This window comes from Fictibacillus norfolkensis (genome assembly GCF_014836645.1).
Taxonomy (GTDB): Bacteria; Bacillota; Bacilli; order Bacillales; family Fictibacillaceae; genus Fictibacillus; species Fictibacillus norfolkensis.
Map to the genome: position 1 here is coordinate 241,457 of NZ_JACSQM010000005.1, position 15,536 is coordinate 256,992.

General features: G+C 44.2%; 16 protein-coding genes. 2 read left to right on the forward strand and 14 right to left on the reverse strand.

Translation table 11 applies throughout. From position 1 onward, the window contains the following. Nucleotides 1-18: 18 nt before the first annotated feature. From H9648_RS13330 to H9648_RS13390, 13 genes are all read right to left on the reverse strand, one after another. Entirely contained in the window at nt 19-765 is a 747-nt protein-coding gene (locus H9648_RS13330) for a YwmB family TATA-box binding protein (protein ID WP_191754294.1), read from the reverse strand. 109 nt (nt 766-874) lie between these two features. Beyond that, complete coding sequence (locus tag H9648_RS13335; RefSeq protein ID WP_191754295.1) at nt 875-1,108, reverse strand: DUF1146 family protein; 234 nt, start codon at nt 1,106-1,108, stop codon at nt 875-877. 558 nt (nt 1,109-1,666) lie between these two features. After that, nucleotides 1,667-3,199: an NADH-quinone oxidoreductase subunit NuoN gene (gene nuoN, locus H9648_RS13340; protein WP_191754296.1), complete on the reverse strand. Its 1,533-nt coding sequence runs from the start codon at nt 3,197-3,199 to the stop codon at nt 1,667-1,669. Between the two features lie 3 nt (nt 3,200-3,202). Next, a complete protein-coding gene (locus H9648_RS13345; RefSeq protein ID WP_191754297.1) occupies nt 3,203-4,720 on the reverse strand; it encodes a complex I subunit 4 family protein in 1,518 nt (505 codons plus the stop codon). Next, nucleotides 4,717-6,585 carry an NADH-quinone oxidoreductase subunit L gene (gene nuoL / locus H9648_RS13350; protein WP_191754298.1) on the reverse strand — a complete coding sequence of 623 codons (1,869 nt, stop codon included), beginning with the start codon at nt 6,583-6,585 and terminating at the stop codon, nt 4,717-4,719. Before nuoL ends, H9648_RS13345 begins: the two co-directional genes overlap by 4 nt. A gap of 18 nt (nt 6,586-6,603) precedes the next feature. Next, entirely contained in the window at nt 6,604-6,918 is a 315-nt protein-coding gene (gene nuoK / locus H9648_RS13355) for an NADH-quinone oxidoreductase subunit NuoK (RefSeq protein WP_066398890.1), read from the reverse strand. Next, nucleotides 6,915-7,427, reverse strand: coding sequence for an NADH-quinone oxidoreductase subunit J (locus tag H9648_RS13360; RefSeq protein WP_066398893.1), 513 nt, complete (start codon nt 7,425-7,427; stop codon nt 6,915-6,917). Before H9648_RS13360 ends, nuoK begins: the two co-directional genes overlap by 4 nt. Next, entirely contained in the window at nt 7,424-7,843 is a 420-nt protein-coding gene (nuoI, locus tag H9648_RS13365) for an NADH-quinone oxidoreductase subunit NuoI (RefSeq protein WP_066244809.1), read from the reverse strand. Before nuoI ends, H9648_RS13360 begins: the two co-directional genes overlap by 4 nt. A 501-nt stretch (nt 7,844-8,344) precedes the next feature. Continuing rightward, entirely contained in the window at nt 8,345-9,346 is a 1,002-nt protein-coding gene (nuoH, locus tag H9648_RS13370) for an NADH-quinone oxidoreductase subunit NuoH (protein WP_191754369.1), read from the reverse strand. Continuing rightward, nucleotides 9,343-10,443, reverse strand: coding sequence for an NADH-quinone oxidoreductase subunit D (locus tag H9648_RS13375; RefSeq protein ID WP_191754299.1), 1,101 nt, complete (start codon nt 10,441-10,443; stop codon nt 9,343-9,345). Before H9648_RS13375 ends, nuoH begins: the two co-directional genes overlap by 4 nt. Nucleotides 10,444-10,448: 5 nt before the next feature. Beyond that, nucleotides 10,449-11,738, reverse strand: coding sequence for an NADH-quinone oxidoreductase subunit C (locus H9648_RS13380; RefSeq protein ID WP_191754300.1), 1,290 nt, complete (start codon nt 11,736-11,738; stop codon nt 10,449-10,451). Next, nucleotides 11,735-12,250, reverse strand: a complete 516-nt coding sequence (locus H9648_RS13385; RefSeq protein WP_137791106.1) for a NuoB/complex I 20 kDa subunit family protein — start codon at nt 12,248-12,250, stop codon at nt 11,735-11,737. The genes H9648_RS13380 and H9648_RS13385 overlap by 4 nt, the downstream gene beginning before the upstream one ends. Continuing rightward, nucleotides 12,241-12,615 (reverse strand): NADH-quinone oxidoreductase subunit A, encoded by a 375-nt coding sequence (locus H9648_RS13390; protein WP_066398906.1) that lies wholly within the window; start codon nt 12,613-12,615, stop codon nt 12,241-12,243. Before H9648_RS13390 ends, H9648_RS13385 begins: the two co-directional genes overlap by 10 nt. A gap of 219 nt (nt 12,616-12,834) precedes the next feature. On the opposite strand from H9648_RS13390, the gene H9648_RS13395 reads away from it, so the two are divergent. Continuing rightward, complete coding sequence (locus tag H9648_RS13395) at nt 12,835-13,032, forward strand: hypothetical protein (RefSeq protein WP_066398908.1); 198 nt, start codon at nt 12,835-12,837, stop codon at nt 13,030-13,032. 32 nt (nt 13,033-13,064) lie between these two features. Beyond that, a complete protein-coding gene (locus H9648_RS13400) occupies nt 13,065-13,454 on the forward strand; it encodes a DUF1722 domain-containing protein (protein ID WP_191754301.1) in 390 nt (129 codons plus the stop codon). A 325-nt stretch (nt 13,455-13,779) separates the two neighbouring features. Here H9648_RS13400 and H9648_RS13405 read toward each other — a convergent pair whose 3' ends face one another. Further along, nucleotides 13,780-15,438: a glycerol-3-phosphate dehydrogenase/oxidase gene (locus H9648_RS13405; RefSeq protein WP_191754302.1), complete on the reverse strand. Its 1,659-nt coding sequence runs from the start codon at nt 15,436-15,438 to the stop codon at nt 13,780-13,782. Nucleotides 15,439-15,536: the final 98 nt, after the last annotated feature.

Below are 15,536 nucleotides of genomic sequence, written 5' to 3' on the forward strand. Positions count from 1 at the left end.
CCGCGTCCAATTTGTATATTAATATTCAGACGTAATTATTGGTGTGCCAATTGTGACAGTTGTTCCGCTGCCCAATCCTTCAGATCGCAAAGCCACCTGAAGATTCATTTTATGTTGATGACCGGTATAAATCGCTTGTTCCCACTGCTCAGTATATGCAGAAAGCGACACAAACGTCTCTTCTTTTAGTTCCTCTACAGGATCACCAGAAAAGGCGCGTACCAATTCATTTGCTTGCGAATACAAATCAACCACCATTTTATCACCGTATGTACCGGTAACACAAGAGAAAATTTTGGGATTTCCTCCAATTGATTGTTCAACCCGGCTATCGATCAGGTTCTGGATTTCTTTCCAATTTTGATTTGCATTTACAAGTCCTTCAACCGCATAAATAAAATACGATGAAGATTGTTCTTTTTGGGGGTATGTAATGACGGTCATTTTCTCTCTAACCCCGATATCATTACGCTCAAGTAATCCGATCATTTTATAATGTCCGGTTTCATCTTCGGTTACCGCCCAGTAAAATTCAGGATAATCACGTTTAAGCTCTTCTGCTTGTTTTACATACCCTAGTCCTTTAGATGCAAAACCTGTTTGACCGCGAAAATGCATAGTCCATTTGTCAGGCTTTGCTCCGCTCTTCTTTAGAACGTCTATTATATGTGTAACTTCATTTGTTTTTTCATCTGTTTTTGCATATCCAGAAGTAATCATAACTAATAGCAAAATCGCTGTAATCGTCATCGTCCATTTTTTCATTCCCCAGCACATCCTCTCTATTTCTCATTGTTGCCAATGAAACAGAGGATATCCGTGGAATTTGTAGTCATTTTCCGACAAATCCATTACTTTGATAAAAGTTGTGAAATCATCCAAATAGCTGACTAAGATTCGTGGAATACTGTAGATACTTTAGAAAAAAATCGCTCGTTATGCTTGCTAAGCTGATTACTAGAAGAATGTATAACACTCTAGCTTGCATGACCTTACCTTTTTTGATCCATTTATCAAAATGAACGGCCTGCAATGCCCACCAAGAGATCACGAGAAACAATAGATGTACGATGATATGTAACAAAGCTTGTTGTCCGATTGGAATCATTTAAAAGTCTGACCTCCTCATTACATATTTCGACATCTTAAGCATACGTCTTTCCCAAAAATTTAGATAGATACTTTTTCCCTAGTAAAGTGTTTTGAAAGCCCTTTCTTTCGATAAGTTCAAAAAGTTGTAACGACTAGTAAATGTAAGTTCATAAAGATAGTCGTTTCACTATGATTAGACGAAACAAAACGTAAGAAGTTACGGTAGTTTCGGCTTATTTTTCGGGATTTTTTTCGGGTGGGGGTTACTGTTTAAGAAAGTTGTTGATTTCCGTTTCAGATGCTCGCTTTCCGCGGGGCAGGCGGTGAGCCACATTCGTTCGTTTCACTCTTAAGTGTCTCACCTGCCCACCTGTCCCGCAGGAGTCTCGCATCTTACACTACAATCAACAGTCAAAGCAGCAATAAAAAATTTAAAGCAAACAATCTATTAGAAATGACTTTTAACCCCTAGCTCTTATACTTTCTAGGAGAACTTCTTTTTAAGTAAATTAAAAAAAGCCCACCAACCTCCAACTAAGGAGAAGGTTGATGGACTATTATTTGAGTTCAGCAATCAATGATCATGCGTATGAACTTCGGTTTCGATCTGCATGAAGAATTCATTCACATCAAAGTTTCCGTAAAAGAAATCCAATGCGAGATCTGGCATAACTCCTAGAATTAAAACCGATGCTGCACAGAAAGCGAGTACGGCGGCCATTCCCCCTGGGATTGAAACCTTCGTTCCTTCACTGTCACGGAAAAACATGATCGCAATGATGTTAAAGTAGTACACGTACGATATCAGCGTGGTTGCCATCATTACAGCCGCCAGCCAATATTGGGGTTGCTCAAGTCCAAGCGCTCCCATAAAGATTCCAAACTTACCGATAAATCCTGCTGTGATGGGAATCCCGGCAAGAGAGAGAATAAAGAACGTCATCGGAACAGCGAGCCACGGTGAGCGACGGAACAATCCGCGGAATACGCCGATATCATTTGAACCTTCTTGACTACTTAACAGCTGAATGACGGTAAACGCGCCAATATTCATAAATAAGTACGCCAGCAGATAAAACCAGATCAGTTCGAATATTAATGACGAATTTGACACGAACGGCACTAAAATGTAACCCGCTTGTGCGATAGACGAATACGCAAACATTCTTTTTATATCTCGTTGTCGAAGTGCTGTGACGTTACCGATGATCATGGTTGCCGCAGCCAATACCATTACATACGGCTGAACTTGCAGCAGAATCGGATCGCTATCGATTCCTGGAGCGGCGATAAAGCAGATAATTATCACCCGCAGCAAGATCACAAAGCCTGCTGTTTTGGACACGACACTCAAGAAAGCTGTAACTGGAACAGGTGCACCTTCATATACATCTGGTGCCCACATGTGAAGTGGAGCGGCCGCAATCTTGAACGTTAGTCCTGCAAACGTGATGATGAAAGCGAAGACGATGAGAAAGCTGTGCTCTAACAGTTCAAGGTTCCCCATGTTCTCTGCGATCTTGAACAGGTTCGTCTCTCCGGTAAGTCCAAAAATGTAACTCATTCCAAAAAGGGTGATAGCGGTCGCAATCCCGCCAGACACGATATACTTAAACGCTGATTCATTGCTTCGTTTATTGCGTCTCTCGAGTCCTGCCATTACATAGGAAGAAAGTGAAAGAAGTTCAAGGCCCACAAACAATGTGATCAAGTCAGCGCTCGACGCCATCATCATTGCCCCTAATAAAGCTGCGAGGAGCAAGTAATAAAATTCTCCCCGGTTTTCCTCCAGATCTTCTTTTTTGTAATTGGAAGAAAGAACAATCACTAATAGCGTTCCTAACAAAAGCAGAATCTTGAACGCTTTTGAAAAGGAATCAAGTCTGTACGTATCATACAGAATAGATGTTACTTCAATATCGAGCTGTGTAAAAATGGAGATGAGGGCAGCTAGAATACCTGCTCCAGCAAGCCAGGCTAGAGGCTTTCGGCTCGATTCTTTTTTCATAAAAAGGTCGATGACAGATAAAAGGGTCGCAACACCTAAGATAATAAATTCAGGAAGCATGACGCTCCATCTAAACGATAATAAAGTATCTAGATCCATGATTTAGCCCCCTAATCCTAGCAGAATGCTATCTAATGTCGGACGGAGCATATCACTTAACCATGCAGGATAGAGGCCGATAAACAAAATCGCTGCAAGCAAGATAAACGCCGGAATTCGTTCTGTTGATGAAAGATCATGTGCGTTCGTTAGTTCTTTTTCAGTACCAAACGTAATCGCCAAGACCGCACGCAGCACGTAGACCGCTGTTAAGATCAGCCCTAGAGTTCCTACAGCTGCTAACACAGGCATGGTCTCAAACAATCCTAAAAACGCCATGAACTCGCTGATAAAACCAGACATTCCTGGTAGTCCCAATGATGCGAGTCCCCCTGCGAGCAAAACACCTGCAAAAATCGGCATCCTTTTGGCGACTCCACCAAAGTCTTTTAAAAGAGATGAACCGGCGCGTTCGTAAAGAACACCCACTAAGAAGAACAACAGCGCAGAGATCAATCCATGTGAAACGACTTGGAACACTGCACCCGTCATACCCGCTTCGTTTAATGCGGCGAGCCCGATCAGAACGATTCCCATATGCGAAACAGATGAATACGCTAAGACGCGTTTCATATCACGTTGTGTAAGGGCTAAGAACGCTCCGTAAAGTAAGTTGATCACACCGAACAATCCGATGATAAAAGCGAGTGACTCAAACTGATCTGGAAACAGCCCTGCTCCAAAAACGATTAAACCGTATGCACCAATTTTCAAAAGAATCCCTGAGTGGAGCATAACGATCGGTGGTGGCGCCTGAACGTGGACTCTCACCATCCAAGAGTGAAGCGGTGCGACCGGCAGCTTTACGGCAAATGCGAGAAGAAGCGCGATCAGCATTCCCATCTTAAAATTCTTCGTGATGTGCATATCATTCAGTTCAGATTGCGGAAGCGAGAATGTATAAGCCAGCTGCTCAAAATTCATCGTTCCTGTCTTCATGAACATCGCCACGAACGCGATCAGAAGAATGGCTGAACCGACCCCGTTATAGATTAGAAAACTGTACGCTGCTTTTTCTTTTTCAAGATAACCCCAGCGTCCGATGAGGAAGAACATCGGAATGAGCGTGATCTCAAAGAAAATAAAGAACAAAAATAAATTTTGTGCGGCGAATACGCCAATCATGCCCATCTCAAGTAAGAAGAACAAAATGAAGTAACTTTTCCAATCTTTTTTGATCGAAAAGGATGCAATGGCAGCCAGGACACTCACTACCGTTGTTAATAAGATGAGCACCATCGATAAACCGTTAACACCGACTTCATAAAAGATTGGATAGCTCACATCACCATTCGATTGAAAGACTTCATAAGACACCCACTGAAACTTTTCTGCAAGCTGAAGACCTTCGCCCGATTTATTGAAAGCAGACAATGTAACGAGTGCGGTACCTAGCGGAAATAATGTACCTAATATCCCGATCCATTTAATCGACTTCTCATCTTGAGACGGAGTAAATAGGAGAACCAACACGCCTAACAATGGGGAAAGAATTAAAATCGATAGAAGCCATGTATTCATGTGAAGTACCCCCCTGTTAATGCGACGATCAGCAATAGAATCACGATGCCAAAAATGGCGAACGTCCCATACGTTTGAACCTGCCCGTTTTGAATACGAGAGCCTACCTTACTTAACCCTTGAACGCCACTCACAACTGCTGCTACAAGTCCGTCCACGATATATTTATCAAATAGGACGCCAAGTTTGCTCAAACCCTTCGTTCCTTTTACGAAAGTCGCGTCATATCCTTCATCAACGTACCACTTGTTGTAGATCACGTTGCTGAGCCCTGGTAACGAGCGGGTGATCCAATCACGGGAAAGTGTTCCTTTTTTGTAGATCAGATAAGCTAGACCGATTCCTAAAAAAGATGCGGCTGTCGCAACAATCGGAATCCAGCTTGGACCGTGATGATCTCCATGCGCTAGTTCAACAGGTCCCCCTGCCAAGAAATCCGTTAGAAACGTGCCGAACCAAGCTGTGTTCAAGTAGCCCGCAACGATTGCCAAAACACCTAGAACAATCATCGGCAGCGTCATGACACTTGGTGATTCATGTACACCACTTTGATCGCCGCGTGGTTTCCCTGTAAACACAAGGAAAAATAGACGGAACATATAAAACGCCGTCATAAAGGCTGCAACGACTGCCAGCCAGAACAAGCCGTAACGGCCATCTGCATACGTACTGGCTAAAATTTCGTCTTTTGAAAAGAAACCAGATAGAAGCGGAACTCCCGAGATGGCTAGAGCGCCGATTAAAAAGAGAGGTCCTGTCAGCCGAAGCTTTTTCCAAAGTCCGCCCATCTCATCGATGTTTTGAGTATGTACAGCATGAATCACGCTTCCTGCAGCTAAGAACAATAACGCTTTAAAGAATGCGTGCGTCGTCAGGTGAAAGATGCCTGCCACATAACCGGATGCACCAAGTGCGAGCATCATGTACCCTAGCTGACTGACCGTTGAATAGGCCAAGACGCGTTTGATGTCTTTTTGCATAAGTCCGATCGAAGCGGCAAAGATCGCCGTTACTCCACCTACTACCGCAACGACTGTTAGTGCCGTTTCTGAAGCTTGGAAGAGCGGATACATCGCAGCGACCAAGTACACCCCTGCCGCGACCATCGTTGCGGCATGGATAAGGGCTGATACTGGTGTCGGACCTTCCATCGCGTCCGGAAGCCACGTATGAAGAGGCAGCTGTCCCGATTTTCCGATCGCTCCTACAAAGATACATAGTGCTGTAAGAGTCAGCATGCCAGAGGATATATCACCATTTCGGACAGAAGCAAATATTTCGTCATATTCAAAACTACCAACCTGCCAAAATAGCAAAACCATTCCGATAAAAAGACCAACGTCTCCAATTCGCGTCATCACAAAAGCCTTTTTCGCAGCGGCTTTTGCTTCTGATTTAAAATAGTAGAATCCGATCAGCAAGAACGAACCAAGTCCAACAAGCTCCCAAAACATATAGAGCTGTAATAGATTCGGAGAAAGAACGAGTCCGAGCATCGCAAAGGAAAACAATCCTAAATAAGCAAAGAACACAGGAAACCGTTCATCGCCATGCATGTATCCTTTTGAGTAAAGGTGTACAAGAAAACTGACGAGTGAAACGATCACAAGCATAAGAGCATTAAGCGGATTGACTTCATATCCTATCGTGATCGCCCGCTCACCAATCTCAAACCAAGTGCCTTCAACCTTAATTCCGTCTCCTTGCCACACTGCGATCCAAACCCCGAGAGATAAAATGAGCGATAAACCGGTTAGAAGCACACCGATCCATGCAGTGCCCTCACCTTTTGATTTTCTAAAAATCAGCAATAAAACGAAGGATAAAAGCGGGAACAACGGTATAAGCCAACTATTCTGCAACATAATCGTCCATCTCCTTCCTTATCGCTTCATCGTATCCATCTCATCCACGTTAACCGTCTGTCTGTTGCGGTACAGTGCTATGAGAATCGCAAGTCCGACTGCCGCTTCTGCCGCAGCAACCGTGATCGTAAACAGCGAGAAGATCTGACCTGTTAAACCAGGATTTATAGAATATTTGGCAAATGCCACGAGGTTAATATTTACAGCATTCAGCATCAATTCGATAGAAATCAGTACGATGACCGCATTACGTTTTGTTAATGCTCCAAACAAACCGATGCAAAACAGGATCAAGGCAAGCGTCAAGTAAGCTGCTAAAGGCACAGAGCTCATTTTTTTGCCTCCTTTTCATCGTCGTCCCGCTTTGCCAGAATGATAGAACCGATCAAGGCAACAAGCAGCAAGACAGAAGTTAACTCGAACGGAATCACATAATGCGAATACAGTTCGATTCCGATCTTTTTCGTATTATCGATGTGAAGCTCTGCGTTCTGCTGACCAAAATCAAGGTCTTTGATCTTGCCGTACATGATCAGAAAGAAGAGTCCGATCGCAAGTCCCGTTAAGATGACTTTCAACCGTGGTGCACGTTTCTCTTTTTCCTGATGACGTGTGAGCATGATCCCGAATAACATGATGATCGTGATAGCGCCTGAATAGATCAGTACCTGTACGACAGCTACGAACTCTGCTGATAATGTGATGTAGATTCCGGCAATGGCAATGAACGTAAAAATAAGAGCAACAACCATGTGTACGACATTTGATAGGTTGATAAGAAGAACGCCGCCGGCAATGGCTGTTAAAGCGAGAAAGAAAAAAGCGATCATTTCACCGGTCATGCTTTGTTCTCCTTTCTGACATTCTCATCGTTCTCATCGAGCCACTCGAGGTTTTTGAAAAGTTCATCACGGCTGTATTCAGCAAGCTCGAACTGATTCGTCATCACGATCGCTTCGGTCGGACAGACTTCGGTACAGAGGTCGCATAGTATGCAGATTTCAAAATTAATATCGTACGTGTCGATGATCTTCCCTTTTTTCGCAGGATCTGGGTGGGGCTTACCCGTTAACTGGATGCAGTCGGTCGGGCAGATCTGCGCGCATTGATTACAGACGATGCATTTTTCGGGATAAAACTTTTGGATGCCGCGGAAACGGTCAGGCATCTGGATCGGCACGTCCGGATAGCTTGTTGTGACGTTTTGCTTAGTTAGGTTTTTGACGGTATAGCTTAAACCTTTTACAAGACCTTTCATCCTGAGATCACGCTCCTTATGCGTTGGTCTTTCGATTGATAGAGCATTGTTTTAGCTTTGCTTTGTCGTTTATGAAAGTGTTGATTTCCGCTCCAGGATGCTCGCTTTCCGGGGGGCGTGCGGTGAGCCTCTTAGTGCCTTGCACTGTTAAGAGTCTCACCTGTCCCGCTGATCCCCCAGGAGTCTCGCACCTTGCGCTCCAATCAACTATTCGAGGAAGTGATTTGCAAAACTTTAATAATTCAATAGATATTCAAACCGATGGCTAAGGTCATTCTATAAAATTCTTTATTCTAGAATTTCTAGAAGCTTGTTGCTGTTCAATCATTTCTTTCTTCTATGAACTGTTGGTTGTAGTGAAAGGTGTGAGACTCCTGCGGGACAGGTGGGCAAGTGAGACACTTAAATGTGAAACATTCGAATGTGGCTCACCGCCTGCCCCGCGGAAAGCGAACACCTGTAACGGAAACCAACTCCTACATTTACTACCAGATTTGTCTTTTATAAAAACAGTTCCTTAACTGCTGCACTGACAAAAATGTTTAGCAATGCTAGCGGCAGTAGGACCTTCCATGCGAAGCTCATTAGTTGATCGGCGCGGAGTCGTGGAAGTGTGCCGCGAATCCAGATCATGAAAAACACGACGATGCTGAATTTGACACCGAACCACAACATCCCTGGGATAAAATCTAAGAACGGAATCGGGTTCCAGCCTCCTAAGAAAAGAACGGTTGTTAAGGAAGCCATCGCAAACAGATACACATATTCCGTAAGCATGAAGAATGCCCATCGAAACCCTGAGTATTCGACGTGATAACCGGCCACAAGCTCTGACTCTGCCTCAGGCAAATCGAACGGTGTACGGTTCAACTCAGCGATTGAGGAGATCAAGAATACAAAAAATCCGATCGGCGTTAAGAAGATGTAAGCAATGTTTTCTTGGCCTCTTACGATATCATTTAAGTTCAGACTGCCCGCGAACAGAATCACTCCGATCACAGAGATAACAAGAGGAATTTCGTATGAAATCATCTGTGCTGCAGCACGCATGCCGCCGAGTAACGAGTACTTATTGTTTGATGCCCAGCCACCCATTAAGATGCCGATCGTTGAGATTCCTGAAACGGCTACGTAATACAGAAGGCCGACACCGAGGTCTGCGAACTGCATGTTCTCTGAGAACGGAATCGTCGCGAGCACCATGAAGGCTGGAGCAAATGCGATGACCGGTGCCAAGATGAACAATGGACGATCAGCTAGTTTCGGTATGGTGTCTTCTTTTATTAAAAGTTTAAAAACATCAGCCACCGTTTGGAGTAGACCGAATCTTCCTCCAACCCGGTTCGGTCCTGTACGCATCTGCATGAACCCGAGCACTTTTCGTTCGGCTAGAATCGCATAGGTTACGAACCCGAGAACCGTAACGAGTAATGCCGCGCCGAGCGCAAAGAAAATCGCAACATGCGTCCAGCCGGGCTGTGCGTATAAAAGCTCCTCCATCAGCCATCGACCTCCCCGAGAACGATATCAATCCCGCCTAAGATGGTAATCAAGTTGGAGATGTTTTCACCGACTAAAAGTTTTGGCAGAATCTGAAGGTTGTAAAAAGAAGGTCTGCGAAACTTTAAGCGATACGGTTCTTTTTTTCCTTCTGACGCGATGTAGCAGCCGATCTCTCCGCGAGGCGACTCAATGCGAACGAAAGCTTCACCTTTTGGCGGCTTGATGATTCTTGGCACTTTTGCCATGACCGGACCTTCTTCTGGAAACTGTTCCACCGCTTGTTCTACAATCTTGAGTGATTCTTCGATCTCTTGCATGCGGCACTGATAACGCGCCCATGCATCGCCTGTATGAAAGACCGGAACATGAAAATCAAAACGGTCATAGATCGAATAAGGCTCATCTTTTCTAAGATCCCAATTCGTACCCGTGCATCGTAAGTTTGCACCGCTTAATGAAAAGTTCAGCGCTTCTTCTTTCGTGTAGTAGCCGATTCCTTTTACACGGTTCAAGAAGATCTCGTTGCCTGTCACAAGGTCGTGATAGCCAGCAAGCTCTTCTCTCATGTATGGAACAAAGTCACGGACTTTTTCGATCCAGCCTTCTGGTGCGTCCCACTTCACACCGCCAACTCGCATATAGTTGAACGTCAGGCGTGCGCCACAGATCTCATTCAACATATTGATGATGGCTTCTCGTTCACGGAACGCGTATAGAAATGGACTCATCGCCCCGATATCTAATAAATATGTACCGAACCAAACGAGATGGCTTGCGATGCGGCCGAGCTCCATCACGATGACGCGCAAATATTCCGCGCGTTCGGGTATCTCTAGACTCATCATCGTTTCAACCGCATGGCAGATCACATAATTGTTCGTCATGGCCGCTAAATAATCCATGCGGTCTGTGTATGGAATAATCTGCGTGTACTGAAGGTTTTCTGCTAATTTCTCTGTGCCTCGGTGAAGATAACCGATCACTGGCGTGGCTTCAATGATCGTCTCTCCATCAATTTTGAGTACGATTCGAAAAACGCCGTGTGTGCTAGGATGCTGAGGCCCAACGTTGAGGAGCATCTCTTCTGTTCTGATCAATGTCTCTACACCTCCACGTCATGTGGTTCGTAATCTTTTCTTAGCGGATATCCTACCCAATCGTCCGGCAGCATGATTCGCGTTAAGTTCGGATGACCTTCAAAATGGATGCCTAAAAGATCATACGTTTCACGCTCTGGCCAGTTTGCTCCCTCCCATAACGGGGTAATGGAATGGGTAGTAGCGATCGTTCTGTCTATTTTTACTTTTAATGCAACGGACTGGCGATGATTGTACGAATACAGGTGGTTATAAACTTCAAAATGCGTTTCAAAATCGGTGCCGTGCATTTCAGATAAATAATCAAAGCGAAGTTGATCGTTATATTTTAAAAACTCCGCGATTTTATAATAAGATTCAGGTTTTGCAACTAAGGTAGGGACGTCTTTTGACAGTCTGTTAATATAGGAATCTTCGAGTACATCTTCTCCTAGATGTTCTTTGATGACTTTTCTGTAGGTATCGAGGATAGGTTGGTTTGGTGATGGTTTTTCTTCAGCAACAGGTTCTGTTCCTGCACCTTTAGCGTTGGCGGCTGCTCGTGCTTTTGCGGCTGCAGCTGCTTTCGCCTTTGCAGCGGCGATCGCTTTCGCTTTTTCGTCGTCACCTGCTGACTCAGTTGTAGAATCTGTCCCTGCTTCACGAGAGGCTTTTGCTTTAGCAGCAGCGGCAGCTTTTGCTTTTGCTGCTGCGACGGCCTTTGCTTTTGCAGCAGCTTTCGCTTTTTCATCGTCTGAAGCGGGTTCGGTGGATGTGTCGCCTCCACCCACTCTTGCGAGTTTTGCTTTAGCAGCAGCTGCTGCCTTCGCCTTTGCTGCTGCGGCTGCTTTCGCTTTTGCCGCGGCTAGTGCTTTTTGTTTTGCAAGATCATCTGCTGGCTCATCACTTTGTGGAGCTTTTGTCGTTTCTGATTTTTCAGCTTGGCGCTGTTTTGCGAGCTCGAGTGCTTTTGCTTTCGCCTCTGCGGCCGCTTTCTTTTTCAGCTCTTCTTTTGTTAGCTCTGGTTCAGTGGCGGTCGGCTCCGATCCTTCTGCAGCTTTCGCTTTTTCAGCCTGGCGCTGTTTTGCGAGTTCAAGCGCTTTTGCCTTCGCTTCTGCTGCGGCTTTCTTTTTCAGCTCTTCTTTTGTTAGCTCTCGTTCTTCAGCGATCGGCTCCGACACATCTGCAGCCTTCTCTTTTTCAGCCTGACGCTGTTTTGCGAGCTCAAGCGCTTTTGCCTTCGCTTCTGCGGCGGCTTTCTTTTTTTGTTCTTCTATCGATAATCCTTCATTGGAATCATTTTGCTTATCTGTCATTCGCTCATCACCTTCTTGCCTGTCTTCGCTTCATAACGGATTTTTTCTTGAAGCTTGTTGATGCCATAAATGAGTGCAGCAGGGTTAGGTGGACATCCTGGTATGTATACATCCACGGGTACGATTTGATCTACGCCTTTTACGACGGCATACGATTTAATGTAAGGACCTCCGGCTGTGGCGCATGATCCCATCGCGATGACCCATTTAGGTTCTGGCATCTGTTCGTATAATCGTTTTAATACGGGCGCCATTTTTTTCGTTACAGTTCCTGAAACGATCATTACGTCAGATTGACGAGGTGATGTACGAAATATGCTTCCAAAACGGTCTAAGTCGTAATGCGACGATCCTGTACCCATCATTTCAATCGCACAGCAGGCGAGTCCAAAGGTTAACGGCCATAGTGAATTACTTCTGGCCCAGGCTTTCACTTGTTCAAGTGTTACCATGAATACGTTGCGGTCTAGTTCGGCGCGTTCCTCAGCCGTAAGCTCCCACTTTATGTCCATTTCAGCACCTTCTTTTTCCAAGCGTATACAAGACCTAACGTTAAAAGAACAACAAAAATCCCCATCTCGATCAGAGCGAACACGCCTAACTCTTCATAGGCCACGGCCCAGGGGTATAAAAATACGGTTTCAACATCAAAAATAACAAACATGAGCGCAAACAAATAATAGCGGACATTGTATTGAACCCAACTTTGATGAAAAGGTTCGATTCCGCTTTCGTAGGTGGTGTATTTTTCTGCTGATGGTTTATAAGGGCGCAACAAACGGCCTGCAGTCAGTGCGACTACCGGTAGAAGGACCCCTAAAAATAAAAATACAGCCACAATGAGGTAATTGTTTTGATACAGATGATAAAAATCCATTCTGACTACCTCCTAATCTTCAGAATTTTATAAATTCTGTAACCGCTTTAATTATAGCAAATTCCATATTTTGTGTCGATGTGCTTCTTCACATATGGTACTTCTACTATATTAAGGTCACTCCCTTATTTTTCTATAGAAATGTTCATAATCCTGTAAATTTTTTGGATGTGACGATAGACTGTTAGCAGTATGATAGATATAAAGGGGAGATTCGTAATGGATATATGGTGGATTGCTTACTTCTTGATCGTCGTAATCTCGATCGCTGGATTAGTCGGTACGATCATGATTTCTAAAACACAGGACGAAAAATACGGAAGTTCAACTCGTCAGAACCTCGTGCGCCTCACTCTCATCTATGCAGTGGTGATCCTCGTTTCGATCATCGCACTTGCTCTCTATATCTATCTTTAATAGAATGTCGTTATTAAAGGATGTGATCTACTTTGAAAAAAGAGACCGAACAGCTGTGGGCTAGTGAAAAATACACCGTGATGGCTAAGGGGTACAACTTTTACAAAGAGGTTCAAGGTTTGATTAGAGACGCTCAATCTGACTCTGATTATAAAAAAGTTAGGTTGTTGATTGGTGTGCTGAAGGAAAAACCTTATGAGCGACGTGCTTTATGCAACACGTTAGAACATGTTTGGGGTTATTTTAAAAAATCAGCTGAAGAATTGGACAAAGAGCACTTCTTTTCGCTGCTGAACACGTTGAGAGAGTCAGATGAAGAGTACTATGATGAAATACCGTATGAAATTGATCTTTTTTTGCAATATTTGCTTCAAAAATACCCTTCAGATTACTTATCACGTTCAACATTTATTCAAAATTGAGGATGGTCCCATTGTGTAGTGGGACCATCCTTTTGTTTTGCCTAAAATAGGTGCAGTTTCGGTAGACGAAACTGTTTTGTGCACATACCCCACTAGGTATTATTACATTCAGTTCAAGAAATATGGCTAATAATACAGCGAGAATTTGAATTATTCCCGCGAGATTTCACTATAATCCGGCGAGTTTTTAACATATATCGGCGAGTCTACATATTTCGACTTCTATTATCACTCATATACCCCCCACCCGCTCCAAGAGACACCAAAAAGACACCCCGCTCTAACTAAAGCGGAATGCCTCTCTGCTGTACATATAAACTTTCTATTAGATCGCCTCAACTGACAATCGCAATTGGTCTTCGAAATCTTCTGCATGCTCGCGTTTTTGTTCTGCATCCCAGCCCAATTTATCTGCCATGCAGTTGATCACATTTTCTTTCCACTCATATACCGTATCGATGTCAAAGTATAGAGCAGACGTACGGCGGATCAAGAAGTCAGATGGTGTTGATGTCATCTCATACTCTAATGCGTAAAGTAGTGATGCGTACAAACTTACTGGCAAGTTGTAGCTCTTCGCTTCTTCACCGCGTTCTTTCATATAGCCATAAACGATATCGATGTTTGTACCATAGCGTTGAACGAGTTCGCGAGCTTTCGCTTCATCCAGACCTAATGCTAACCCTTCTTGCACTTTTGTACGAAGGAAATCTGCGAAGTTTTGGCTTCCGCCCATCTTACCGCCTGATAATTCCAGGTGCTGCGTACGGCATCCAGGGAATTTTGCCCCCTCTTCTTCACCTAGCTGATCACGAACGATATCTACGACTTTTTCAGCCATTTTACGGTAACCTGTCAGCTTACCACCCGCGATTGTTAGTAAACCTGATGGAGAGTGGAACACTTCATCTTTACGAGAAATTTCTGAAGGTCCTTTTTTCGGTTCATGAATCAACGGGCGTAGTCCTGACCATGAAGATTCAACATCGTCGCGCGTAATCTTCACGTCTGGGAACATGAAATGGATCGTGTTCAATACATATTGAAGATCTTCTTCTGTCATGCCAGGGTTCGCAAGGTCTCCCTTATAATCTGTATCTGTCGTACCAATATATGTTTTACCCGCACGAGGAATCGCGAACACCATACGGCCATCTTCTGTGTCATAATAGACCGCTTGCTTCAGTGGGAACTTCGAGCCATCAATGACAAGGTGGATTCCTTTTGTGTGGTGGATCTCTTTTCCTGTTTTTGAACGATCTTCTTCGCGAAGCTCATCTACCCATGGACCTGTCGCATTCACGATTTTTTTCGCATAGATCTCATGCACTTCACCAGTCAGCTGGTCTTCTACTTTTACACCGACCGCTTTTTTTCCATTATAGATAAAGCTTGTAACTTTCGCGTAGTTAACAGCTGATGCTCCGCGTGAGACCGCTTCTTTCATGATCTCAAGCGTCAGACGCGCGTCATCTGTTTTATATTCTACGTAATATCCGCCGCCAAGCAAGTTATCTTTTTTCAAAAGTGGTTCACGGCGTAATGTTTCTTCTGCAGAAAACATCTTTCTGCGTTCTTTTCGTTTTACTCCTGCTAAGAAATCGTACACTTTTAACCCGATGGATGTGGAGAACTTACCGAATGTACCGCCTTTATAAAACGGAAGCAGCATCCATTCTGGTGTCGTTACGTGTGGAGCGTTCTCGTACACGATCGCACGTTCTTTACCAACCTCTGCAACGAGTTTCACTTCGAACTGTTTTAAATAACGAAGTCCGCCGTGAACAAGTTTTGTAGAACGGCTGGATGTTCCAGCAGCAAAGTCCTGCATCTCTACAAGACCGACCTTCATCCCGCGAGTCTGTGCATCTAGTAGAATACCCGCTCCCGTTACGCCTCCTCCGATTACAAGAAGATCAAGCTTCTCTTGTTTCATACCTGTAATGATTTCTTCTCTTTTATATGTTGAAAATGATGCTGTCATTTTCTCTTCACTCCTTCTGTACAGAACCGTTGGACATATATAATACGGGTAGTTTTCCCGGAATCAGCGAACCCAACACACATTTTTCAATATTTCTG